Source organism: Shewanella sp. MF05913 (genome assembly GCF_059758095.1).
Map to the genome: position 1 here is coordinate 1 of NZ_JCAYNT010000027.1, position 24,835 is coordinate 24,835.

Genomic DNA, 24,835 nt, shown 5'->3' on the forward strand with positions numbered 1-24,835 from the left:
ATATTAAGTATAAAGACAAAGAAAAAGAGCGCTATTTGATCACACTGGCGAGATCAATCAAGCTATTTTTTATCTCTTTGTTTTTAAAAAGGATGTATGAAAAGCGATCGAGTATGATCAGCCCCTGACCCACAACGGCATGGCAAAGTTCACATATTTCACTGTGAAAATTGCCACCGCAGCTGTCACAATTAAGTGATTGCGAAACATCATCGCTAATTAACCATATCCAGCAACGCTGATTTAATATCAGCTTTTGGCGTCTCAACCGGCACAGTTGAAGATTGTGTTGCTTGAGCCACTGGCACCGTCACATCCGATAAAATCATGTTCTGCTGTTGCATCAACTCTAGTTTTCGCTCATGGTCTCGGTCATCATCTTTAGCTTTACGATTGCGTTTAGCTTCTAAACGACGTTCTAAGTCATTAAACGCCTCTGATTCACGTGTATCTTGTGAATCTAACTTCATGCTTTGAAGCACTTTATTAAATTCATCATATGGCAGCTTTAACAAGCTATAAGCCTGAAACTGACCATCTGGTAACACTTGGATTTTTTGATCTATCATGTCGTAACCGACAATAGGTACAGAATCCACCAATTTATCGATTAGAAATTGGCTAGTTTGCACCAGTGTGCCCATGCCATTTTCACGTTCATAAATTCGCTCTGAGCCTGAAAGCTCTTGTCGATAGTTTTTCGCTAATTCAAACTCTGCCTGTAAACGCGCCTTCTTCAACGCGTGATGCATATCTTTTGATGATGCCGCACCAACACCCACTATTCCCATGCCATCATTTTTAGGCGGATTTAAATACCACTCAGGCACACTATCTAACTTTGCTTCAGCATCAGATACCGCTTTTTCTTGCATGTCCTTTTGGAGTTCTACATATTTTTCCACTGGATCTGAGGCGCAACCTGTCATAATTACAGCAATACATAAAAGTGTTAATTTATTCATTGTTAATCCTTAAATTAATAAAATTCAATTTCTCTGCTTTGGTACCGCAAAAGCTTCCCTGACATATCTTTCCATTGGTATGTATTAGGATTGAACTCCTCCCGCTCAACACTAAATGACACTTTCACCCCATTCCCCACAGCCTTTTCTGGCATGTATGCCGATAGCGTTATGTCTTCAGTTAAAATGTTGCTTATATTAAGTTTGAATTTTTCACTGCCTATGTTGATCCTTAACCAAAATGCTGTATTGGAAAGCTCTTTAAAGGCGGTCGTAAAAACGTCTGAGTTATCTGGAACCATTGCCATAGGTTTTTTATTTGTATACCCCGTTTGATAAAACGCCATGTTCTTATATGCATATTTAACCGATCTACCGCATTCGATGTCATCAGTGTCATTGATAAAGGCTCTCGCTCCTGGTCTGTAATAAGGCAAAAACTCAAACAACGAATCTCCACAATATTTAGGCCTTAATAACTCTTTAACTGCCTTTTTTTGCGAATGACTTAATTCAAAAGCTTCGCATCCGTAAAAGAATTTTTGACACAGATTCAATGATTCTCTTGATTGAACCGATGGAAACCAAGCGTCGGTCATATCACCTTTGCGATCTATGCTAACCCGGACCTTAAACTCCGCAACTGAGTAATCATGTGGAATGATATCAATAACTTGGTAATTAATAATCGGATTGGCCATAAACGGGAAAACAAACATTTCATATGCAGCCTTAATTTCAGCACTGAGCTTTGCCTGATTTGTCGTGCCTTCTTTATGAGCTCGTAAACGCTGCTTGATTACGTCACCATCAATTACACTCATCGAGTTATTCAAAGCCGCGTAGTAGTCGGTCACAACAATAGAATCAAGATTGCTTAACGTGATGTTATGTTTCATCTTCTCTAACACACTCGATAATTTTTTGTATTCATCTGATAGTTCATTTATTGTCGATTCCAGTAACCTTTCGCGCTTTTCACTCCCAAGCTTGGCCTTCATTGCAGATACATCTACTGATACATCTGCTGTAACTCTCAATATAATTCGATCACCTTCAACACTTCGTAAGTGCTTGGCATTGAAAACACGCACGTTCGCCCCTTGTGCTATCAAGCCTTTTTCTACGATTTCGTCTGTTCGGCTATCGTAATGAGTATTGTGACTCACAAATTTAGGTGTCATCGTTACAGCGTTTATCTGTAACATTGATTCTGCTCTGCGAATCGCTTCATCCATGGTTTCATCGTCATTCAAATACACTGACACTGATAATGCTTTGTACTCATAAATATCTTCACTGGACGCTTGTAACTGAAAACAGACCACCAGCAAGAAAATGAAACATCTAATCATTGACGCCCCCTTAACTTATTGAACCTATATACCAACATTTTTACTATCCACCGATTTTTTCAGCGTCTATTCAGTACGCGCTAATTTTTAAACCTATTCTCCCACCCAAACTAAAACGCGCAACCGCATACTAAGCAATTGAATTTTATGGCAGTTGCGAGTTTATTGATCCGTGGGATGATTTGATTAAATAAAGCAATCTGAGGTTAGCTATGAATACTGCGGTGAAATCACAAACATCTTCTTGGCATGATTATATACAGCCAGCGTATGACGATAACGGCAAGCCAAACTTCCTTAATAGTCAAGGTGAAGTGCTTGAAGGGATTTATACCGATATGCCTAACGAGGTTTATCATGCTTTAGATGCTCACAGCTCAACAGGCATTAAGACTTTCGCTAAAGGACGTCACCATTACTTTCGTCAATATCTCTCGAATATATGCCGCCTTAGAACCAAGCAACAGGAATTCACCTTTGATGCGGGTACTTACGGACACATGCTTGTATTGGAACCCCATAATTTCCATGGTAACTACATGAGAAACCCTGTTCCTGAAGACTTTCCTGACATTGAGCTAATAGACTCTATCCCTCAATTAAAAGAGGCGCTAGCAAGTCGTGGATTGGCCGTGTCTGGTGCTAAAGCGGCATTAATTGAACGATTATATGAAAGCGACCCAACGTTACCGATTTTTGAAAAGCTACGCGAAAAAATGATTTGCGAGTTTTTAGATCAACGCTATAAAAATTACCTTCGTACTGATGCTGAACTCGATGATATGGCAAAATTTTATGGCATAGATGTCTCGTTAAACAGAGAAGCAAAAATAAATGCGATCGTAGAAATTAGTCCAACACAACCTATCTGGGAAAAGCTTATTGCGACACATGTCATTAACCATATCGTTTGGGATGATGCTTTTAGGGTTCAAAAAAGCACACGTGCTCACCCGAAAGCTGATTGGTTGTTGAGTGATGGCTATCCAGAACTATCTATTATCGCTCGCTGCCCGAAAACGGGTTTGCTTTTAAAGATACGTTTTGATTGGCTTCGCAATGACGCTATTGCTGTGGATTTAAAAACCACGCTTTCGACCAACCCAACTAAATTTGGTTATCAGGTTAGAGACTTGCGATATGACTTGCAGCAGGTTTTTTACTGCTATGTGGCAAATTTGGCGGGAGTACCAGTCAACGTCTTTGCATTTGTTGCAACAGAATACAAGGATGCTGACAACTGTGAAACGTTCGAACTATCTCAACGAAAAGTGGAAGAGTCGAAAGAAGACCTGTTTCAATATTTGGAAGAATTTAATGAAGCGTTAACGACGGGTAATTGGTATGGACATGATAAAAGCCGTTCTACTTGGGTTATCGATGTCTAGTTGCCTGTTTTAAAACCTGAATTAAATTAGTTATATTGCTAAGGAGCTTTCTATGAACACAATTCCATTCCAACATGTTTTCTCTCAACACTTTGCTTACTTAAGCTCTCAAGCTTTTGATAGCTCATTTAATTTAAATGAAGAAATCAGTTATTTAAATCAAATAATATTTAACTCTCAATCAACAACAGCCCCTATGTCCATGGCCGCTGACTGGTCTGTATTTGACTTGTTGTTGAATTTAGCTCGTTTAGGGTTATCTCTTAACCCGGAGAAAAAGCTTGCCTATGTGCTTCCTCGTTATGTCGAAACGGGTGAAATGGCGCTAAAGCTTTACCCAGGATATCGCGGTGAAATAGCTATTGCGACGAATTTTAAAATTATTCAAAACACCATGTCTACATTGGTATACGAGAAGGACCAATTCAAAGTCCAGGTGGCAACGAATGACGTTGAGCATTTTGTGACATCATTGTCATTAGATCCCAATGTAAGAGGTGCCTGTTCTGGTGGTTATTGCCGAAGCGTATTAACGGATGGAAGTGTGCATGTTGCGTATATGAGTATCGAAGAATTAGATGCAATTGCTCAAAATCAAATCGAAATGAATATGGGAAATACGCCATGGAACTCAATTTGGCGTTCAGAAATGCGCCGAGTAGCTCTATACCGACGCGCAGCTAAAGATTGGCGAAACATGATCACCGCCTCTAATGAAACTAAGTACGCATTATTATCAACAGAATATTAGGATTCCAGTCATGAACACAATAAAAGCTACTCTAACTAATTTTGCTGATGCATTTGCAACACCTTTGGACACACAACAACACGATGCTATTACGCAGCTGGTGAACGATTCGTTAAACACGCGCTTTCAATTTGGTCACGAGTTTTACACGATGAAAGATGTTATTCCTACATCGCTTGTTGATGCCGTAGCGCCATATGTTGATTCTGGATTGGAGGTAAATAACCAATTAGTTGAGTTAGAAGCAAGATATAACGAATCAAAATTTAGCTTTGAATTTGAAATTAGCCACACGTTAAGTGGTTTGATTGACATATTAATTGAGCAAACATCCATTTCGAACATACAGATAAACGCTGTATACGAAAATGACACATTAGTTATTGATCATGCTAACCAACAAATTAATCATGAGGTATCAAATGAACCAAGTGAACTACATGGCCTTTACTGCATAATTGATTTAGACAATGGCCAATCTTTCTTATCGCAGATGTCAGCTGATGAGGCCAAACAAGCGATGTGGGCCAACACGAACGATAGATTGAATGGCGTCAATCCATATTCAACCAACTCAAAAAAGTTGATGTTCTATAAAGCCTCTTGCTTACGTCGTGGCCTTAAAACTATTTCAGCTTTTAATAACTGTGGTGATTTAGCGTTAGTGGCCACTTTATTAAATTTACATGACCGTCAATTTAATAAAGCCAAAGCACTGCGTAAAGTCATGCCAATCAACAGTTACAAGTTTCGAGGTTGTTCAAAGCAACCGAGCACAATAGACCTAATGTTTAAAGCAGAACAGGGTAGCGTGGTTATTCCATTCAACTCAAATTCTATTCAGACAGAAAAAACAACTAAGACAGGAGCGCCGCAAACCAAATTGCTAACCGAGTTTTATGATGAAGGAATGCAAGCTTGGAACTCAGATACGCTCGGTGTAGGGTTTTAAGTATGAAGTCATATAAATACATTGAAAAGCTAGTCGTCATGCAGCACCCGGACTCAAAAGATCTTATTCGTTTAATGATTGAACATGACGGGCAGCAAACTTATGGTCTGCAACGTTCAATCGTTAATAAAGGCAAGGTTCGCCATTTTTATAACAAAAAATTATGGCACTCTGCCTACAACGTTAAATTAGAGCTGGCTCGGCGCATATCAGACTATGAAGATAAAGGGTTCGATGTTATGACCGAAATATCACTCCAGCACAATAATATCGGCACAATACCTGAATTTTTTTATTCAAAAAAATCGATTAATGCCGGTGACAAAGCTGTGTCAATCGAACCTACTGACGTGCCTATTTTTGTTGATTGTAGCTTTCACAAGCTTTCAATTCGAGACTTACGCTATAACACTGAGATTGTAGATGAAGATTTGATTGCTTTTTTTAACGCCTTAAGAAAAACAATCGAATTTTTACCTTTCACGATGGTGTCTGTTTGGTCGAAGAGTGAAATAAAAGTGCTAATGCTAGACTATCACTCTAAACCTAAGCCTAAACATGGGTTTAACTATCTGGCTAAGATGGCCACAACAGATCCAATGGTGTTTGTCGTTACTGACTGCACAGTACAAAATTCTGTTATAAGCAATGACACGCTCAGCGAAAGTTGTGCTGTATTAAGCAACGATTCGCTCACATATCATTTATCTTCAAAATGGATGTCTGCAAACGTGTTCTTAGAAAAGCATCCTCACATGACCAGTTTTAAAGTTTACTGCATGGATTCTGGCGTTTATAGGGAGGTCTTAACGGATGTTAAGCTTAATGAGGTAGACCGCTCTTGTAATGCAGAAATATTATTCACTCACGTTGAAAATCAAATCTCTAACGTAACATTTGTTCGGTCACTTGGCTTTCACGTAACAATTTCTAATGAAAAGGTGTTTTACCTACATAATTAACAACCAGATATAGTAAGTTTTTATGTTATTTTATTTGTAATTCATTGATATTTTTAAGGGGTTTTATATGTTGTTTTGGATTATATTGTTCATCGTCATTTTTTTAGCCATTAATGCCGTTTCGAAGAATAAGGCTAAAGCCGAACTGCAGCGCGCAAAATCGGCAATTCAAAAATGTCGTGTTTGCCCAGAGTGTGCAGAAGACATAAAAGTAGAAGCTAAAAAATGTCGTTACTGTGGTGTCTCACTCATGCCCGTTACTGAGGATGAGCAGGCCCAAATTGACAAAGCTTATTTGTTGGAAATCTCAAAACTTGAGAATATGAACACAACACAGCCTCTGAACAAGAAATATCAAAACTCGGATGGTTGGAAGTAATCTTTGTTAATGATGTGACAGAGGCGCTTTTTCTGACTTATACCGATCATTAAATCAATTTATCATCTACTTCATTAAACGTCCCCGATAGGTATCTTTTCGAGGACGCTTACTGCTCGACTCTTTTCGAAAAATCATTTTCCTTGTATCTTGTTGAAATAACTAAGTTATAAATTTCACTTTCAAATAGAATCAGAGAATTAGCAGAAAAATTACCATAATTTGATATTTTGTGAAAAGAGGCAATATCATTTTATGGTTAGATAAAATATCTGTATTCAACATCACATCACACTATGGTTGCGGCTTATCAAAACGGTGAGATTATTAATTCACCGAACACAAAAAGGCCATCAATATGTTCACTCTCAGTTTAGCTAACAAAAACCGCATCCAAACAATTTGTAGTCATGCCAACAGTAGAATTAATCCCGTTTATGAAATGGTATTAATTGAAGCAGAAAACAATCAAGTTCGTTTTAGCGCATCAAATGGCGCTCAATTCAACTCTTTGACGTTACCCGCGCAAGTGAGTGAGAATATCTCGTTTACCTTGTCAGCAAAGCGTTTAAGCGCTGTATTAAACGCTTTGTCAGCAGAAACAGCGAAATTCGAAGTCAAAGGTGAAAGCTTGTTTATGACTAGCGGTAAGAGCAAGCTAAAATCGCCTATTTTTAATGCCTCGGAATACCCGTCTGCACCTGCAATCGTCAGCCCTATTTCCACCATACAATGCACAATATCACAGCTTGCAGCACTATTTAATTCAGCAAGTTATGCTGTGGCAAAAAACGATGTGCGAAGCTATCTTTGTCATGTGAACTTAAGAATAATCGGACAACTGGTGGTTGTATGTGCAACTGACGGCCACCGATTGAGTCAACTCGAACACTCTGACTTAACATGCAGTGGCGAAGGAAGCTACCTTGTTCCACTTTCGCTTATGTCAGCATTGCTATCTCAAAATTTAGATGGAGGCGAACCCGTAACAATAGAATTTGACGAAAAAAAGGCGTCAATAACCAGCGGTGATACATCTATTGTGTCTGTTCTTGGTGATGGAAGGTTCCCCGATGTAAACCGTGTAATACCTTCACGCAACGAAAATGGCGTTACATTTAACCTCAATGAGCTTAAAAATACTGTTAAGCGCTTTCATGCTGTGGCTTCATTAGAAAAGATCCCAATTCTTAAATTTGATATTAATTCAGAAGTGCAAATGTCTGTTTCAAGTAGTGATAAATCAAATGAGTTCTCTGAAATCATAGAAGCTGAAAACCAAAGCGTGGAACATTTTACCGTTGGCGTAAATCCAACCTATTTGGCTGATGCGCTCGCAAAGCAGTCGGGTGAAAAAGTGACTATCTATTTCAATCAAAAAACAGCGATTTTAATTGAATGTGAAGTTAGTGAACTTATTACACTGGTTATGCCTATCCGAGTGTAACTTTAAGATGTTGAAATTTAACTGATAAAAAACGGTCTTTAGTTATATACAGTAACTTTAGACCGTTTTTTTATTGTTGAAATAACCATTTTATAAATTTTACTTTCAAATATAATCAAGGAGTTAGCAGAAAAGCAACCATAAGCTGATATCGCCAAATATAACCATAAATTGATATTTTTGTGAAATAGCTTTTTTTAGTATATTTTTATGTAAGAAAGTTTCATACAAAACAGGCTGTAACCTCCCCTTAAAATCCGAATAGTATTAAATAATATCTTTGGAGTAGACAATGAGTCAGCAAATAACCCAAGAGGAAGTAGTCGAAAATATTAGAGAATGGTCCAAGGGGAACAATCAGTCGCCAAGCCTACTAATATCTCAAGATGATGGTTCTTATCATCTGGGTTACTACTGTGGCATGGGTGTTTCAGACAATTGGCCAATAGAGAAGCTGAACCCGCTATACAAGATAGCGATAACAAAACTTCATAAATCAGGAAAACTGAATGAATTTAGTGATCCCTTTACGCTTTATCCTGGAAGCCACATTTTTAAAAAACTTAGTAGCAATTAAACCACGTCAAACCTTTTGATACTTTTATCAAAGTCAAAATGAAAACAAGCATCGAACTCTAATGTGGATTCAACTGAAATCCTTTGTCCCATCTTAGTACTTGCATACCTGTGTATATTTTTCCCACGGGACTTAGTTAAGTTTCTGGCAGGCTCATAAAAAGCACTTTCAAGCGCTTCTTTTACAACTTCTGAAGAGGATAAATACGCTTCCATTAAATATTGCCTCTTTAACCATATGTAGTAAACTTACTTAAGTATGGTCAAAAAAGAGGCAGCATCAAGTTATGGTTGGATAAAATATCAAGTTATGGTTGGATAAAATATCAATTTATGGTCGTAAATATCAATTTATGGTCGTAAATATCAAGTTATGGTTGGATAAAATATCAATTTATGGTCGTAAATATCAAGTTATGGTCGTAAATATCAAGTTATGGTTGGATAAAATATCAATTTATGGTCGTAAATATCATATGATTGTATCGACATTTATTTTGCTTTACTTGTTTTCGCTCTTAGCCTCTTTCAAACATCGGCAAAACAAATCCCAATCAGAAAACCTCATTGCTGGCATTTTTACTTTCTGGCCATTTGCAATTGCTTCAGCAACTGATAGCATTGTCTTAATCGGCATAATAACTCTCCTTAAAAATTTATTGTGTTGGTTTGACGGCGAACATGCGCTACTTGGCGGTTGAACATGTTCGTCGTTTCATTTTTTTAGCTTACTCGCCTTTCATTACTTTCATGATGTATGCTTCAATTTTTGCATATTCATCTTCTGTTGCTCGACTCAAAGTAATAGTCGTTTTATCTTTTACGCGCTTACTCTTTGCCCACTTTTTAGCATTAACATCGAGAAATTTTGTCTCTTTAGGTGCTGCTTTTTTGGGTTTCGTAAATTCAGCGGCATCTTTAAGAAACTCAATCACTTCATCATTCAACGTTCCCGGTAACACCTCAGTTAGCTCAACCACTTCTTCTAAAGGAAATTTTGCATCTAGAATATGGTTGTAAATTTTTGTTATTTCAGAAAATTGCTGAAGCGTTAAATCGCTTGGATACTCAAATAAATTGATTAATTCTTGTGGGATTGCCCAAGCGTTTAATGCCTTAGATACATACCCTTGCGTAAAGCCTTCTTGCTCAGCAATGTCGGCTTGCGTTTTTTGTGGTTCTTCTTGTAAAAGAAGTGCAAATGCTCTGCCGTTATCTCTAATTGAATGCTCTTTGGCGCTTTGAAGCTCTTTAGATAACGCTTTGACTTCTGCCCTTGATAACGCTTCCTCACAATAAAGAATATTCAAACCAACATTGGCAAATAATGCGGCTTTGCGACGACGACTACCATCTAGAGTGGCGTACTTTCCATCTATGAGCTGTGCTATCACCGGCTGATATTGTTGCCTTGAAATAGAACTAATCACATCAGCTAATGACGACCTCGTTAATTCTTCAGCAATACGCTTGTTCATCGGATGAGCATAAGTCAACGATCCGACATCGTTTGCCGGTACCGTTGTACGCTTAAATGTAACTTGGCGTCCATTATGTAATGTGTAAACTTCTTCGTCGTTTACCATGTTTTTATTAAGATTGACTTCACCGAGAATGCCTATGCTTCGGCCTATGGGCGGTTTTCGATTGTTCTTAGCTTCCATGGTTTGCTCTCAAATATAATTGAATGTGTTGAAATACTGATAAAGCGAAATCTTCTATGGCTTCTTTAGCCGTTTTTAATGATGCGACATGACCGGGATATTCTTTCGGATTTACTGATATAACGGTATCAAATGTTTCAGCGCAACGCTGAAAAGCGATTAAATTCGGTATATTGCAATCCAACATTTCCTCGCGAAAAACCGCCTTTGCTATTGATAACGCATCCTTATCTTGCACTGACTTTGAAAATTTTGTCATAAATGCAAAATGATTTTTAGGTAAATGAGTCGCACCGCCGGCTAACAGTTGCTCCATGATGGAGGGTAGACGACCAACGTACTGCAATGTTGAATGTAAATCGACTTGTGATGGTGGTAACGGAGTCGCTAATACGTCTGATGCTGTGATCCCATTATTTAAAAAAGCATCTAAATGCGGTCCGGTATCAATAATTATCCAATCAAAATCGCCCTTAATTTTATCAATGACGTTTTCTTTCAAGACCATAAAAGGGTTTTGCCCTGGCAAATGTTCATGGCATAAAGCTTCCCAGTTTGATGCAATAAAACCATCAGCAATCGACGCAGGCATGACTGATACATTTTTTACCTTAGATTCCACAATAAAGTGCTCTAATATTTCTTCTCTAGATGGATTCTGCAACATTGCTTGTGCGCTGGTGTAGTTTACATCACCAATAGAATACTGATGATTTAACATCATGGTAGATGATGCTTGAGGATCTATATCTATCACCAAAAGACGTAAATCATATTTTAATAGTTGAGGGTGAGTTCGTAATGCTTGGGCCATCGTGCTAGCTGTGACGGATTTGGTTACTCCACCTTTTAAATTTGCAAGAAACAACACAACCGCTTCTTTATGAGTGTCTCGTAATTTAGCGATACTTCTATGTGCGTAGATATCTATGACTTGCTCAATAGGTAAATCGTAACTTTCAACAGTGCCAGCATTCTTTTTATTGAATACATATCCTTCGGCTTCCATTTCTGCCATCGCCTTGTCTACGATAGCTCTTGATAGCTCAGATAAACGAGTTATAGCGGCTTTGTTGTAACGGATATGGAAATCATTATAACCAAACTCAATTTTGTGTTTTGCCTCGTTATCAGAAAGTTGCTGTAACGCTTGTCTGGCATAAGTGCCTGTTCGTAAATAATTTGATAAATCCATAAAACCCTCTCTGAAAACGCTTTGCACAAAACCAATAAAGCTAGAATAATCCACATGTACACTTAAATCAATGATACAAGCGTTGTTTTTTGCTTTTACACTTAAATCAATGCTACCCACTAGCAAATATTAAAATATATCCTGAATTTTTGGACAACAGCAAAACCACACTAAACTATTGAATTGAATTAATAATCCTGAAATTATTCCTGAAGAATAAGACAATCAAAATAGAGTTGCCAGTTTAAAACTTTGTGTCACTTTCAGAGTAACTTTTCTACCAAAGAGTGAAACTTATGACCTACGAACAACTCACGTTAAACTTTAACACCGTTATCGATATCGATAGCGCGATAGAACGATTATCACGGAAAGCTAAAAAGTTACGTTCTTCTGCTGTGAATGCGTCAACCTTAGCCGAAAAACTCACCATAAATAAAGAAATAAAAAATATTAATGCGATAACGTTCAAGTTAAAAATGAACTACTTTATTCTAGAGGATGAGCTGAGAAAACCTGCTTAACGTGACATTTAATTCGTTATGGGTAATAGCAAATATTTGCTATTACCCATAGTAAAAATAATCCCCTCCCCTGCTTGCGCGAAAAATCTAGAATGACCTCAAACAAAAAATAAGCCTGTGTTTAATACAATAAAAATTAATTCGAAAAATCGGTTTTTATTGTTTTTCTGTATATTCGAGCGAAATTCCTTAATCACCTTAATCAAGTATCGGGCATTGTTATTGCCGTTTTAGGTTCGGTTGCGGCTTTATGAGTCTATGAGAAAGTTAATCCAACAAAACGACCACAACCGACTTTGAGGTGATTTACATGGAACAGACACATCATTTATCAACAAACAATACAAAGCTACCAATTAGCATGATTGATGCGCTGCCATTTGGTAACACCAGACGAACACGCGATGAATCGAAATACAGTGAATTAAAAGCCAGTATTTTAAAGCGTGGCGTTATTCAACCTGTATTGGTTCGCCCTGCCGCAGATCGCTTTGAGATTGTTGCAGGCTATGGTCGCCTTACCGCCAGTCGAGAATTAGGGCTTTCCGATATTCCTGTTCTTATAAAGCCTCTGTCTGATGCAGAAGCGTTAGAGCATCAAATGGAAGAAAATCTTAATCGTGAATCATTAAGCCTTATTGATGAATGTAAGGCAGTTCAACAACTCAGTGCTTTTTATAATGGTGATCGCCAAGCGATTGCAGACCGCATGGCTTGGACGCTTAAAAAAGTGAATGAGCGTGTTGAGGTTTTGAAATGTTGTGAAGAAGTGCTTGATGCCGTAACTACGGGTTCTATTACTGTTGGACACGCGCTTTTATTGGCTCCGTTCTCAGTCAAATTACAGCAAGGTACGCTCAAAAAAATAATTACTGAGAAGTGGACTGTCAGTTATTTACGTCAACGTGCATCCAAAGGCCAGCAATATCTTAACTTAGCGAAATTCGATACGGCTGAGTGTAATACTTGCCCTCATAACAGTGCTGCACAATCAGGCTTGTTTGGTCTTGATGATCATAAAGCCGCCTGCTCTAACCTTAGCTGTTTTAAAGATAAAACGAATTTATGGCTTGAAGCCAGAAAAGAAGAACTTTCTGAAAAATACGGCACTGTCTTGTTAGTACAACAGATTAATGAAACAGACAGAAACACAGTAGATGCTCAAGTGGTTGGTGAAAACCAATTTGCTACAGGCTGTCAGGCTTGCCAGAAACGTGTGGTTTTGATTGATGATAGATTAGGACGCACGTTAGGCACTACCTTTGAAAACCAATGTATTGATGCAATCTGTTTCAATAAGTGCGTGGCATCTAATGAGCCTGAATTGGAAGTTCACAATATTGATGACAATGTTTCGGATGTTGCAGATATTGCTGATGTTGCTGGTATTGCTGATGAAACAATGCCCGAAAGCAAACCAACCAACAAATCGAAAAAAACGGCAACGGATAAACCTGTCAGTTGTGTTGTACCCAAAAAAGTAATTGAAACCAACAAGGCTATATTGCGCGAAACTTCGGCTTCTCTACTCATGCCACAGGAACACTTCCAGTTAGCAATGAGTTATGCCGCACTCAAACGATTATGTACTGGCTATAAGTCGATTAATAATGAGTTATCAAGCGTTACAGGCTTTGATGCAACGATTAAAGCTGCTCTACGTGTGAATGTAGACAAGTTAAAAGTTGAAATCTTTAACGTCACAAAACACCTTGCCACAAAACAAGATGACCAAACTATCAATATGACCGACATAATGATTAGTAATCTCGATTTTGCAGAAGATTATCGAAATGTGGCAGTAAATAAATGGATGCCAACAAAAGAAGTCTTATCTGATTACACCATTGGCTCATTATCAGCTTTATGTGTCAAAGCTGGCCTCGACAAAGTAATGGAAGAAAAAGAGTCAGGTAGCTTTGCTAAAGCCACAAATAGCGGCAAAGGCAAGTTTATCGACTCAATTTTAAATACTTCATTTGATTGGTCTAGCTTTGCCCCTGATGAATACCAAGCATTGATTAAATAACCAATATAAGCAAACGGGTACACAGTTGCCCGTTTGCAATTTTGACGCACTATATCGGTATTAAAACACATACAGCAAAAGAGGTTTCAATGTTAAATCAACTTTCTCAACTCAAAACGATTGGTGGTGCTGAACGCATCAATTTCTCAATCCAATTTTTACCTTTAAATAAAGCAAGAGTAGTGCTTACTACTCAAGTAGAGTCAAATGCTCAGGGTGAACTAGCAGATTTACTAAGAACCCCTATCGTGCTGACGGGCAGCCTTGTCGATATTGATAATATGTTAACCAATGAACTGTTTAACCTGTCTGAACAAGTTGCCAACGTTCAAAACAATGAAGTCTCAAAACCAAGTCAGGTAGCCGAAGCTACAAACGTTCAAGATGACAATTTAGATGTTGATGAATTGGATGATGATTTTGACGATGAATCACTTTAAGAGAGTACCAAGCTATGTTGAACATGAATGCAATTGTTAGAAAATTTAAAATTGGTGCGGCCATTATTTCAGATCCAGCACCTCAATCCGACTTGGACGAAGTGCAGCGCATATTAACGCAACAGTACCCGATGCTTAGGCACACACGAATTTATATCGAGGATGGTGTATTGAATGATACTGCAACCGAAATCATCTACGAGTTTCCTTTGATCCCTGTAAAGGTAAAAGGGTAAATCATGGATGATATTGTGTCTAAGCTTAAACATTGGGTTGATGATGTAAATAAAAACCCCAAGCGAAATTCGACAAACCTAATAAAAGAAGTTAAGGCAATTCGAACTAACGTTCACTTTGTACAATCTAAAGATATGCCCCCTATTGGGTAAATATTTACCACAAGCATAAAAAGGCGCCCTAAGTGCCTTTTTGTTATTCGTATGTTTTTCTCATGCGAGTAGCGCGTTCTGAGTGTTGGGTTATTGTATTTACATCAAGCATAAAGGGCAGAATTTACATGAGCATTAACCCACAGAAGTTACATAAAATTTGGTATGCAAGCATGAACAATGCAGAAGTGCCTGATTTGAAGAATAAACTTGAGAGCTTAACCTGTTCTTATCCTTTGTATGACGAGAACCTAAAAGCTATATCCCCAATGCTAATGTTTGGGCTTAAACAGGGGTTTATTAGCCAAGATCAAGTCGCTAACGCCATTGCTGAAAAAGACCGTCTAACTCAAATTAATTTAGTGTCAGATCTGATTGCTGAAAAATGCTGGAAACCGTTTACCACAAAAATATCTAGCATCATGTGTGAGCATGAAACCAAGATAAGACAACTAATCATTAATGCTTTAAAAGGCTTGCCTGAAACGCAAAACAGAATAGCCGAAGAATACGATAATATTCTTAAAAATCGAGCCGAGATTTCAACACTGTCTCTTTCGATTAATAGTAACGGTGACTTTGGAGATTGGCATTTAAATTCATTCGCTGCAAGAATAACATTTTCAGATGCTTATATAACTGAGTTTGATGTTTCAAAACTCAACTTTGACCAACGTCAATTATCTGTGGTTTGTAAAATAATACAGACAATTATGCCCTTTCAATTCGAATGCAGCACTCTTGACCTAAACAACTATTCAAATGAATGGCTGTATGGTGAGGTGTTCAGTTCTGATGATGTTAATCGTATCGGTCAGTATATCCATGATTCAAACGGTTCGTATGAGCTAGATGATTTATGTAATGAATTAAATATTGATGAAGAAACAAGAACAACAATTGATGATTATGGTGTTGACGGCATTTACGACTACTGGCTCATGGATAAGCTTAGTGACCGAATTAATGCATTTTATAAAGACCCAGATATTGATATTGAGAAGTCATTAGCAAAACTGGCTGTTAAATTCGCTGACTTAACTCCCCTACTCAGTGTCTATGAATATTTTTCTAAACAAATAAAACCCATCACGTTTCCTTTTGATTCTGGCTCTGATATTGATGTATCTGAACAACTCATATACTCATTCGGTATGCAAGAAGAACAAGCCTGTATTCATGAAGCTGGCGAACGTTACTTTAATTCAGGGGAAAGTGCGGCCATGAATATTCGATTTGAAGATGAAAATATTTACGAGTTTTTTGAAAACTTCGCCATTACTAACTGCTTAGTTAGCTTAATAATGGCTTTACTACAGTTGCGAGAATAGTGGTCTGTATTACGATTTATGTAACTGTTAAATCACATGGAGTTTTCACTATGAACATTGAAACCGTTTCAGCAAATAAACTTGTAGAAGATTTTATTGAATCAACTGTTGCTGATGAAAAAGAAATATTAAGCAGACTTGCCCTTGTAGTACATTCCAATAATTCTGGATCAATATCGTGTATTACAAGGCACGATATTGTAAACGGTAGGTTGGGAATTGGAAATATTATCTCAGTTGAAGATGTTGCTGCGACAATAAATGCTATAGAAAGCAATATCAAACAAGCTAAATCCAATTGGTTTAAATCGTACAATGAAGAAAACATACTTGTGAAAGATTCTAGTGTTATTGCTTGGCATAGGCCAAGACAAACAAGAACGCTTTATCTAACTAACGAAGCTATCAATTTAGAAATACCACCACTCTTATACATCTTTCGCACACCTAAATCGAACGAGGCGGCTTCTCTTAGAGTCTTTGCCTTAGCTGCGAACAAACGCCCTAACCTTAAATCGAAGCTTTACCATGCTCCATTAATGAACATTTATAGTGATGGACGCTTATGCTTAGGTAACATGAAGCTACCAAGAGTGATTGACGACAAGACCATTACATTGGTGGAAAGTGAGTTTTTTGGTTCACGTTTTACACACCCAAACCATTCAGACTTAACACGTCAAAAAATGGATATTGTTAAATTTTACAAAATGAAGCAAAAATCTGGTCAACGAATTATGACCTCCGAGCTTATGCCAACAAAAAAAACATTACTAGATATATTGGGGTAGGGCGTGATGAACTTAGAGCGAGATATATTAAACATTGGTGAAAATATTGAAAACTTGAAAGTCTCCAATCTGGCTTTTCGTTATATACAACTTGAATTTGCGTATAGACAAGTTTGTGAGCTATGGTTCACCGATGCATTAGAGTATCAAATTGTTGAATCGCTTTATCATCTGTCGTCATTAGCTCGCAGAGAAAGAGTGCATCCTGTGTATGCTAACATGACAGTATCAGAATGGACTAGAGCGCCAGCCCACACTCAAACGCTTTGCTGGTTGAATCAGCTAAAATCGAGCTTGAGAAAGGCTAGGGCTGCACATCAAAACTAAAATAACTTAACTATTTTTATTTTTTCAATGTTGTTAAATTTATTCTTCAAACTGCATCCATTGGTAAAGGCTTTTAGCTGCTTCGAACTCCCAACCTTCAGTAAGTTTTAACGCATTAAAGTCTCTAATATAGCTAGAGTGTGTGCAGGTGTCTTTAGTGATCATTTCACCCGTCTCTGTGCTATGAAAACCAAAATCTTCGCCTAAACAATATAGGCTGTATTCTTTGAGATTAAAGTCAATAAATAACCTAATCCGCTTATTCTCACGGTTCTCTCTGTTCTGTTGCACTGTAACGAGTGCATGAGCTAAATCCGTTTGTATGCTATCAAACCATTCTACAAAAGCCTGTTCATCCACATCTATCATGTCACTCTCCATTCTTCAAAAAGTAGATTGTATGAAAAAAAACTCAGCTGTAGACTAAGCAATATTTAGTTTTAATTATCTAGTACTAATTCCATTTAATTCTGACTGTTTAAAAACTTATAAGCTCGGTTGAGTTTCGACCGGGCGTTATCTACATCAAACATCCAATTAATACTAGCCTTCTCGTTATTCCTGGTTGTTTCCCAAGTCTTAAGAGAAAACCGCAGATCATTCCACGTGCCAATTCGTCTATCCAAACATTGTCTGTTCATCACGCCTATCTCAATTTCTACCATATTTAACCAACTGGCATGTTTTGGGGTGTAGTGAAATTCAATTTTCTTCAAGATACGCCGAGCTTCTGCTGCTGGATAAGCTTTGTATAAAGAGCCTGGGGAGTGCGTTGTGTAGTTGTCTAAAACCAAGTGGATTTTATCGGCATCAGGATAATGAACATCAACCAAATCCCGCATACACGCTGCAAAGTCTTCTCGTTTCTTGGTTGCTGTTGCTTTAGCATGTCGCCAGCCTCTATGCCTATCGTACATCAGATAGATATTGGCCACATCTTCACGCCGGTATTCGTAATCTTCTTTAGCTAAGTGTCCTGGCGAAGCTAATTTGGGCGGTTTTACATGTGACACCAGTTGTTTCATTGCTTCATCAAAATTAACCACAGGATGTTTTTCATCCGCAGGCATTGCATAAATATCAAGTACCTCTTCCATCTGCGCAATGAAGTCGCTATCTAACTCGCCAATACACCACATCTTCTTTTGCCATGGTTTTAATTCATTGTTTTTCAGCCGTTGACGGACGGTTTCCAGCGATACGCTTTCAAGCTCTGTCAGCGTAATTAATCTGTCTGCGATGAGTGATAATGTCCAGCGAGCGCGACCATCTGGTGGCTCGCTACAAGCAATGCTAACTAATGTTGCATCATCATTAGCTGAGAGTAATTTGGGTTGCCCTGTTCGTTTTCCTTCGGCGAGTGCGACCTTCAGTCCTTCTTCTACGAAGCGTTTTTTGGTTCGGTAAATAGTTGAGGTACTGGTATTGAGTAACTGACTGATATCTTTATCACTGTGTTGATTGTGGTTTGCAAGCAACAGAATGTTGGCTCGTTTTAACAAGCGGGCATTGTGTAGGCCCTTGCTTAATAAAGTCTTTAAGGTGTGCAGTTCTTCTTGGGTCAACTCTACAAGGTAAGTGATATTCATGGCATGATACTCTCATCTATCAAAGACGATAATTGATCACAAAGCCTTAAAAATGTCGATCCCCACAGAGAAAAAAATTAATTCCGCATTTAGTGTGAAGCAAGGCCAATACCTTGCTTTCATTTATTATTACAGCAAAGTGAATGGGTATCCGCCAGCTCAGGCTGATATCCAGAAGTACTTTGGTGTTTCAGCCCCAACAGTTCATCAGACAATTTTGAAGTTAGAAACAGACAAATTGATCAGCCGAACGCCGAGAGAAAGTCGTTCTTTGAAAGTATTAATAAAGACCGATGAGCTACCATTGGAATGGTAGCTCAATCGATCATAACTAAATTGAAATGGTACTAGCAGCCCCTTCATTTAAAGCAGAAAGTGTTCGAATCATGCCGCCAATGCTCGCGGGAGCCGAGGTCATAAAAGCCTTTTCGGTGGTGCTAGCAGCCCCTGTATTTCGAGCAAACTTAAAAATAATGCCGTTACTAGAACCTGTACCAAGAAGTAAATTTTCTACTTGGGTTGATAACCCGGTCAGGGTCACGTTAGTGATTGTCGGATTTAGACAGCCGTCTTGTGTCACTGTGTCACATCGGTACATAGCGACGTTACCGCCATGAATTAGATGTTCAATAGTCACTTTATTGCCATTCAGTCGGGTCAGTTTTGGGGCTTTACCTTGACCATCAGCCGCATTAGCCAAATCACCAACGATGATCGAACCAGTCACCGACATAACCGCTTCAAGAAAACGATCATCCCCAGATGCAAACCAGCTTGATGCCGAGTGACGTTTCAGTGCTCGCCAGACCAAGTTACCTTTAATCGTTTTGTTCACATCAGATGCCGCGACACTTGAAGCATTCTCGTAAGGGTTCTTACCGTTGGATTCACTCCAACTGGTAAAAATGTCTCCAGCCCCTTTAAGTGAGCTCAACATGCTGGCTTCTGTTTGCCCCTTTTTACCAAAAGCAGCCAGGGTATCGTTCACGACTCCCTGAGCCATTTGACAGGAATTGCCAAAATACTCGTTCAACTGCTGGATTTTCTTTTGCAGAGTCTCCATGTGCTGGGAACATTTCTCACACATAGCACTGAGCGCCAATTGGAATGCATATCCCTTGGCGTTTGCAGCAACAGAGCGAAGTAATTGAACAAACTGATCCGCGTTAACAAATGACAAACTTCCAGCGAACATATCAATGCCGCCACAACCGGCTTGGAATGACGGTGGCACCATAGAGACGAGGTTCTCGTTCATGATCCTGTTACGAACAACAACACTTCCTCCAGATATAACGCCACGCCGCTGACTCTCGAATACACCAGGCGCAGTGGTGTTGGTCATTGAACCAAATAACTGGTTCATCTCCTGTTGCAAGCTTGCTTGGCTCATAGACGAAAAACCAATCGCACAGGCGATTAGTGATACTTGGAATACTTTTTTCATCGTTATAAGCCTCCTTGTGCACGCAGATAGCGAACAAGGAACTCAGGGTCCTGTAATATCTTCTCGTTAAGCTCTTGGGCTGACATCGCGAGTGACACGCCGGGTTGAACAGGTCTGGTGGCATAGTAAGTTTGATCGTCAATCCAACCGGCTTGATGGGCTGCGAGAATGATTCGATTATTGAGCTCATCAAGGCTCATTGCGCCTTGCCCAATTGGAGTGATGACATTAGGCGGATCAACTAAGAACACGGCAGGGACAGTCGTAACGGACAAGGATTGAGCTTGTCCTGAGTCAACTTTGTAATGAGGAAACTCTCCTCCGGGTAAAGGCAGACCATCAACGGAAATAGCAAACACCTCGAACCCATAGTTCAAGGCCATAGATTCAATGATAGGCGCTTGAGCATGGCAATAAGGGCAATCCGAACGATAGAAGAAGAACAAGCCAGCCCGTTTTGCTACTTCACCTAAAGCTACATCGCGTTGAGCGCCAGCTTCTCGATCCATCCGATTGGCAGCATAGGTCGCCAAGGGTCTGCGACTGATTTCATCCAAAACAGGATCGCCCATGACCACCTGCTGACTAACATCAGCAAATAGTGAGCCCTTATCCATCATGACGCGCTGAAGATAAAGATAGGCTCTGACATTCTCACTCGTTGGCTCATCAATTGCCTTGTCCATAAACGATTGCATATGCTCTCGGAACCATGCGGCACAGAAGGGCTTTAGTTCGCTCTGACTGGACTCCACGACACCAGTTTCCGGCTCTATCAGCTCATCAGGCTGCTCAGGTTCAGGAATGACCTGATACCAAAACCAGCCTTCCTGACCACGCTGATAGAATGGCCCATCACTGGCATGGGCGGGCATGATGAATAGAAAGAAAATAAAGATTGGGATGGTCACCCATAGGATAAACCAAGGTAACAAAGGCGTTCTCATTGTCAGCTCCAGAAAATTTCATAGAGCTAACATGCTAATGATCCCGGTAAGAGCGATTGGCCAGATAGATGAATGAATCGTGTGTTTTTCTGACTAGCTGTGTGACCAGTAACAACAGCTAGTTTTAACGAGCCAAATTTATGATTGGACCGCTTTGAGCGAGTTGCGGACGCTCACAACATGCGCTCACGAAAAAACGAATCTCGGCTTTGTCTTGAAACCTGACATTCAGTCAGCCTGTGCTCGGATAAGTATGCCTGCAGCTCCTGTTCCGAGCGATAAATCAGGTTTAGGGTGCGCATGGCTAGATCCCTTGCTGTATCGCCCAGAACTGATTGGTTAGCTGATCCAATCTTCTGGTGATATTGACCGTCTTTTCGGCAACCTTTCCGCTTAATTTAACGGCATCGAGGTTTTCCTGCGCATTACTTTTTATAATAAGCACGCTTTCACTGACCGAGTTTACCACCGACGTTTGTTCATTTACTGCCCGCGCAATTTGCTCGCTCATGCGGGAAATCGTGCTAATCGCATTCAGGATATTTTCCAGAGCCTGCGCCGTGGCATGGCTTTTTGCCACACTCTGTTCCGCTGCCGCTTCACCGGAACGCATGGCACTGACGGCTTGTCGGACACCACTTTGTAATTGCTCAATGACGCCGCGGATCTCTTTAGTGGATTCTTGGGTGCGATTGGCCAAAGAGCGCACTTCATCGGCAACAACCGCGAAGCCCCGGCCAAGCTCACCTGCTCGTGCAGCTTCAATGGCTGCGTTTAACGCCAACAAATTAGTCTGGTCGGCAATGGCGAGAATAACGTCGAGGATTTTTTCAATTTCATTGCTGCTTATGGCAACGTTATTGATGACCTGCGACGCCGAGTGAATGAGACGTTTCAATTCATTAATGGTGCTGGCATTTTCATCAACAACCTGTTTGCCGGAGTTGGCAATTGCCAGTCCGTCAGCAGAGGCGGTAGAAGTTTCGGCTGCGTTGATGGATACGCTTTGGATACTCACGGCCATCTGTTCCATTGCCGTTGCAACCTGCTCTGTTTGTTCAAACTGACGTAAGGTGCCATTTTCAGATTGTGTTACGGCAGCACTTAAACTTTGGGCATTTTCACTTAAGGTTGACGACATATCATTGATGCGGCCAATTAATGCCGCGTTCTCAGACTCAAGTTTTTTAACCGCCAGTAACAAAGTCCCGGCTTCATCATTTCGACCGGTGTAGACGTAGCGCGCGACCTTATCTTCAGAAATGGTTTTGAGTTTCGTTAATGCGAGCAGTAAAGGTTGGCTAAAGACGAAGACTGCGGCGCTGACAACAAAGGTACTAAAAATTGTGGCTAATAGTACGAGTAAGGCGGAGTAGTTTAAGAGATAAACCAGTACCGGCAATAGTAAGCCGGCAAAGAGTGTAATCAATATTTTGGCGGGCAGCGATAGTGAATCGCCCAGCTTGCGTAAAGATTTTCCAGCCTGGATGGCGGCGTAAACTTCTTCTGCCCGAGTAATAAATTCAGGCTTTGCTTTACGCCTTACCGATTGATATTCCTCGGTTCTGCCATTCTTTTTAATCGGCGTTGCATAAGCATCAACCCAGTAATGGTCACCGTTTTTACAGCGATTTTTGACAATACCCATCCAGGATTTTTCGGCGCGTAAATCAGCCCAAAACATTTTAAATACGGCGGGTGGCATATCAGGGTGGCGGACAATGTGGTGGTTCTGACCTTTTAGCTCTTCTTTGCTGAAGCCGCTGATATCAATAAAGTCTTTGTTAATATAAGTGATTTTGCCATCAAGATTAGTGGTCGATAGAATATTGGCTTGTGCAGAAAAACGCTGCTCCACGCCGGTGACCGGTAAATTCTGTTTCATATTGGGTCCACCTACGTATGATCTTTAGGATTTGAAAAGGTGCTTCATTCGTGATCTAATTGATTTTGCGAATAAAAAAGATCACCTTTGCAGGCAAAACGAATGAAGCACGAACAAGATAGCCCATTCTTAAACGCTTTTGAACGACTTTTTTCTCCAGATGAGCTTGATACGCTTGGGCAAAAACCGGATTTATGAAACGTCGTCGCCAGGTCACGCCGCATAAGTTCTGCATGGCGTTGGTCAGCGCCCTTGGCTCTGGGACTACGAATTCTATTACCGATATCCACCGTCAATTTAATCATATGCACTTCACCAACATACAGCTAAAACCTTTTCATAAACAGTTGGTTAAAATGGCTGCGCCTGAGTTTATGCGTGAAGTGTTTGAAAAAGCACTGGCTGTGCATCTTCCAGATATGCTTACTCTGCGAGAGAAGTATAAAGACGTTTTTGAACGTATTATTTTGCAAGATGGCACCAGTTTCGCGGTGCATGGCGACTTAATGCACTATTTTCCAGGCCGTTTTAACGTACACAACCCTGCTGCGGTTGAGTTGCATGTCACCTATGATGTGTTCAAAGAACAACCACAGCGCGTAAGCCTGACCGAAGATATTGCGCCAGAGCGGGAGTATTTGCCATCAGCCTCATCCTTAGCTGGTTGCTTATTTATGGCAGATGCGGGTTATTTTTCAAAGGCTTATGTCCAGGAATTGCAAGACGCCAGCGCTTTTTTCATCATCCGCATGAGCAACAGCGTGAATCCAATGGCCGGTTGCAACAAAAGCCAGCAGGCAAAACCGCTGAAATCATGGCTAAAAGAATTACCCGGTACAGGTGCGTTGGATTTAGACGTGCATTGGCCGGATGGTCCAATTTATCGTTGTGTGGCATTTGCCGCATTAGATCACAAAAAAAGACATGTTTTGGTGTGCACCAACCTTGATCGGCAACCGTTTCCCGCAGAAGTTGTCGGCGACCTCTACCGTGTCCGCTGGCAGATTGAACTGCTATTCAAAGAATGGAAGTCGATGAATAATTTGAATAAATTCGACACATATCATCCAACAATAGTCGAAACGCTGATCTGGGGAAGCTTGCTTGTGGCAACCTTAAAACGGTGGCTTATCAACGCGGCACAACAAAAGTATAACCGGGTGATTTCACTGTTTACCGGTGCAAAATCAGCCCATATCTGGTGGTTTACCCTTTTGTTTAGATATTGCCAGAAGCCATGGCGCAGATTTAGTGACGGCCATAAATGAAGCATTGGCATTTTTAGCACAACGTTGCCAGCGTCAGAATTTGAAGAGGGATCAAAAAAACGGGGTGTTTAAAATGCTAACTAATCTAAATATATCAGCAGCTTAAGCTCTTAAGGACATACGTATGAGCAAAATCATTTTCATGCTCAAACGCGATACGAAGATCCGTTAAGTAGTAAGCCTCTGGATACTCAGGAACCAAATTGCGAATTTCGGGGTCGTCCGGCCACTCAT

General features: G+C 39.9%; 25 protein-coding genes and 2 pseudogenes. 17 read left to right on the top strand and 10 right to left on the bottom strand.

All coding sequences use genetic code 11. The features are described 5' to 3' along the window. Positions 1-215: 215 nt before the first annotated feature. Both AC19MV_RS20940 and AC19MV_RS20945 read right to left on the bottom strand, forming a co-directional pair. Entirely contained in the window at positions 216-965 is a 750-nt protein-coding gene (locus tag AC19MV_RS20940) for a hypothetical protein (protein ID WP_182771274.1), read from the bottom strand. A gap of 14 nt (positions 966-979) precedes the next feature. Then, positions 980-2,320, bottom strand: coding sequence for a hypothetical protein (locus AC19MV_RS20945; protein ID WP_188924292.1), 1,341 nt, complete (start codon positions 2,318-2,320; stop codon positions 980-982). Positions 2,321-2,532: 212 nt separating this feature from the next. On the opposite strand from AC19MV_RS20945, the gene AC19MV_RS20950 reads away from it, so the two are divergent. The 7 genes from AC19MV_RS20950 to AC19MV_RS20980 all read left to right on the top strand — a co-directional run bounded on the left by AC19MV_RS20950 (position 2,533) and on the right by AC19MV_RS20980 (position 8,776). Continuing rightward, the gene (locus AC19MV_RS20950; protein ID WP_498309847.1) at positions 2,533-3,708 is read left to right on the top strand and encodes a PD-(D/E)XK nuclease-like domain-containing protein; all 1,176 of its coding nucleotides are present in this window, start codon (positions 2,533-2,535) and stop codon (positions 3,706-3,708) included. A 52-nt stretch (positions 3,709-3,760) separates the two neighbouring features. Continuing rightward, positions 3,761-4,459 carry a recombinase RecT gene (locus AC19MV_RS20955; protein ID WP_182771271.1) on the top strand — a complete coding sequence of 233 codons (699 nt, stop codon included), beginning with the start codon at positions 3,761-3,763 and terminating at the stop codon, positions 4,457-4,459. Between the two features lie 10 nt (positions 4,460-4,469). Then, positions 4,470-5,411 (top strand): hypothetical protein, encoded by a 942-nt coding sequence (locus AC19MV_RS20960; protein ID WP_432338917.1) that lies wholly within the window; start codon positions 4,470-4,472, stop codon positions 5,409-5,411. Beyond that, positions 5,378-6,373, top strand: coding sequence for a hypothetical protein (locus AC19MV_RS20965; protein WP_498309848.1), 996 nt, complete (start codon positions 5,378-5,380; stop codon positions 6,371-6,373). Before AC19MV_RS20960 ends, AC19MV_RS20965 begins: the two co-directional genes overlap by 34 nt. Positions 6,374-6,440: 67 nt before the next feature. Next, positions 6,441-6,752 (top strand): hypothetical protein, encoded by a 312-nt coding sequence (locus AC19MV_RS20970; RefSeq protein WP_432338919.1) that lies wholly within the window; start codon positions 6,441-6,443, stop codon positions 6,750-6,752. Between the two features lie 358 nt (positions 6,753-7,110). Continuing rightward, the gene (gene dnaN, locus AC19MV_RS20975; RefSeq protein WP_182772873.1) at positions 7,111-8,199 is read left to right on the top strand and encodes a DNA polymerase III subunit beta; all 1,089 of its coding nucleotides are present in this window, start codon (positions 7,111-7,113) and stop codon (positions 8,197-8,199) included. A 292-nt stretch (positions 8,200-8,491) separates the two neighbouring features. Further along, positions 8,492-8,776 (top strand): hypothetical protein, encoded by a 285-nt coding sequence (locus AC19MV_RS20980; protein ID WP_432338920.1) that lies wholly within the window; start codon positions 8,492-8,494, stop codon positions 8,774-8,776. Here AC19MV_RS20980 and AC19MV_RS20985 read toward each other — a convergent pair. Next, the gene (locus AC19MV_RS20985) at positions 8,773-8,991 is read right to left on the bottom strand and encodes a hypothetical protein (protein ID WP_432338921.1); all 219 of its coding nucleotides are present in this window, start codon (positions 8,989-8,991) and stop codon (positions 8,773-8,775) included. The two genes, AC19MV_RS20980 and AC19MV_RS20985, sit on opposite strands and share 4 nt — an antisense overlap. Before the next feature lie 98 nt (positions 8,992-9,089). Here AC19MV_RS20985 and AC19MV_RS20990 point away from each other — a divergent pair, with 98 nt between their 5' ends. Continuing rightward, positions 9,090-9,476 carry a hypothetical protein gene (locus tag AC19MV_RS20990; protein ID WP_432338922.1) on the top strand — a complete coding sequence of 129 codons (387 nt, stop codon included), beginning with the start codon at positions 9,090-9,092 and terminating at the stop codon, positions 9,474-9,476. A gap of 27 nt (positions 9,477-9,503) precedes the next feature. Here the strand turns inward: AC19MV_RS20990 and AC19MV_RS20995 are convergent, their stop codons facing one another. Both AC19MV_RS20995 and AC19MV_RS21000 read right to left on the bottom strand, forming a co-directional pair. Then, positions 9,504-10,439, bottom strand: a complete 936-nt coding sequence (locus AC19MV_RS20995) for a ParB/RepB/Spo0J family partition protein (RefSeq protein WP_432338923.1) — start codon at positions 10,437-10,439, stop codon at positions 9,504-9,506. Beyond that, positions 10,429-11,754, bottom strand: coding sequence for an AAA family ATPase (locus tag AC19MV_RS21000; protein ID WP_432338924.1), 1,326 nt, complete (start codon positions 11,752-11,754; stop codon positions 10,429-10,431). Before AC19MV_RS21000 ends, AC19MV_RS20995 begins: the two co-directional genes overlap by 11 nt. 176 nt (positions 11,755-11,930) lie before the next feature. Between AC19MV_RS21000 and AC19MV_RS21005 the strand changes: the two genes are divergently transcribed. The 7 genes from AC19MV_RS21005 to AC19MV_RS21035 all read left to right on the top strand — a co-directional run bounded on the left by AC19MV_RS21005 (position 11,931) and on the right by AC19MV_RS21035 (position 17,465). Beyond that, on the top strand, positions 11,931-12,158 hold the full coding sequence (locus AC19MV_RS21005; protein ID WP_182772869.1) for a hypothetical protein: 228 nt from the start codon (positions 11,931-11,933) through the stop codon (positions 12,156-12,158). A 310-nt stretch (positions 12,159-12,468) separates the two neighbouring features. Continuing rightward, positions 12,469-14,187 (top strand): PRTRC system ParB family protein, encoded by a 1,719-nt coding sequence (locus AC19MV_RS21010; RefSeq protein WP_432338925.1) that lies wholly within the window; start codon positions 12,469-12,471, stop codon positions 14,185-14,187. An 89-nt stretch (positions 14,188-14,276) separates the two neighbouring features. After that, a complete protein-coding gene (locus AC19MV_RS21015; protein ID WP_432338926.1) occupies positions 14,277-14,627 on the top strand; it encodes a hypothetical protein in 351 nt (116 codons plus the stop codon). Positions 14,628-14,641: 14 nt separating this feature from the next. After that, positions 14,642-14,863 (top strand): PRTRC system protein C, encoded by a 222-nt coding sequence (locus tag AC19MV_RS21020; protein WP_498309849.1) that lies wholly within the window; start codon positions 14,642-14,644, stop codon positions 14,861-14,863. 281 nt (positions 14,864-15,144) lie between these two features. Next, positions 15,145-16,347, top strand: a complete 1,203-nt coding sequence (locus AC19MV_RS21025; protein ID WP_498309850.1) for a hypothetical protein — start codon at positions 15,145-15,147, stop codon at positions 16,345-16,347. Positions 16,348-16,397: 50 nt separating this feature from the next. Then, positions 16,398-17,138 carry a hypothetical protein gene (locus tag AC19MV_RS21030; RefSeq protein WP_432338929.1) on the top strand — a complete coding sequence of 247 codons (741 nt, stop codon included), beginning with the start codon at positions 16,398-16,400 and terminating at the stop codon, positions 17,136-17,138. A gap of 3 nt (positions 17,139-17,141) precedes the next feature. Next, a complete protein-coding gene (locus tag AC19MV_RS21035) occupies positions 17,142-17,465 on the top strand; it encodes a hypothetical protein (protein WP_498309851.1) in 324 nt (107 codons plus the stop codon). Between the two features lie 39 nt (positions 17,466-17,504). Here the strand turns inward: AC19MV_RS21035 and AC19MV_RS21040 are convergent, their stop codons facing one another. Then, complete coding sequence (locus AC19MV_RS21040) at positions 17,505-17,834, bottom strand: hypothetical protein (RefSeq protein ID WP_432338931.1); 330 nt, start codon at positions 17,832-17,834, stop codon at positions 17,505-17,507. Positions 17,835-17,929: 95 nt separating this feature from the next. Then, on the bottom strand, positions 17,930-19,054 hold the full coding sequence (locus AC19MV_RS21045) for an IS630 family transposase (RefSeq protein WP_498309852.1): 1,125 nt from the start codon (positions 19,052-19,054) through the stop codon (positions 17,930-17,932). 52 nt (positions 19,055-19,106) lie between these two features. Here AC19MV_RS21045 and AC19MV_RS21050 point away from each other — a divergent pair, with 52 nt between their 5' ends. Next, positions 19,107-19,370, top strand: a complete 264-nt coding sequence (locus AC19MV_RS21050) for a LexA family protein (protein WP_223418192.1) — start codon at positions 19,107-19,109, stop codon at positions 19,368-19,370. Between the two features lie 21 nt (positions 19,371-19,391). Here the strand turns inward: AC19MV_RS21050 and AC19MV_RS21055 are convergent. From AC19MV_RS21055 to AC19MV_RS21065, 3 genes and pseudogenes are all read right to left on the bottom strand, one after another. Continuing rightward, positions 19,392-20,501: pseudogene (locus AC19MV_RS21055) on the bottom strand (conjugal transfer protein TraH); the annotation flags it as partial. A gap of 2 nt (positions 20,502-20,503) precedes the next feature. Beyond that, positions 20,504-21,448, bottom strand: coding sequence for a thioredoxin family protein (locus AC19MV_RS21060; protein WP_498309853.1), 945 nt, complete (start codon positions 21,446-21,448; stop codon positions 20,504-20,506). A 304-nt stretch (positions 21,449-21,752) separates the two neighbouring features. Continuing rightward, positions 21,753-23,333, bottom strand: coding sequence for a methyl-accepting chemotaxis protein (locus tag AC19MV_RS21065; RefSeq protein ID WP_263149244.1), 1,581 nt, complete (start codon positions 23,331-23,333; stop codon positions 21,753-21,755). Between the two features lie 102 nt (positions 23,334-23,435). Here AC19MV_RS21065 and AC19MV_RS21070 point away from each other — a divergent pair. Continuing rightward, positions 23,436-24,707: pseudogene (locus tag AC19MV_RS21070) on the top strand (IS4 family transposase). Positions 24,708-24,835 lie beyond the last annotated feature (128 nt).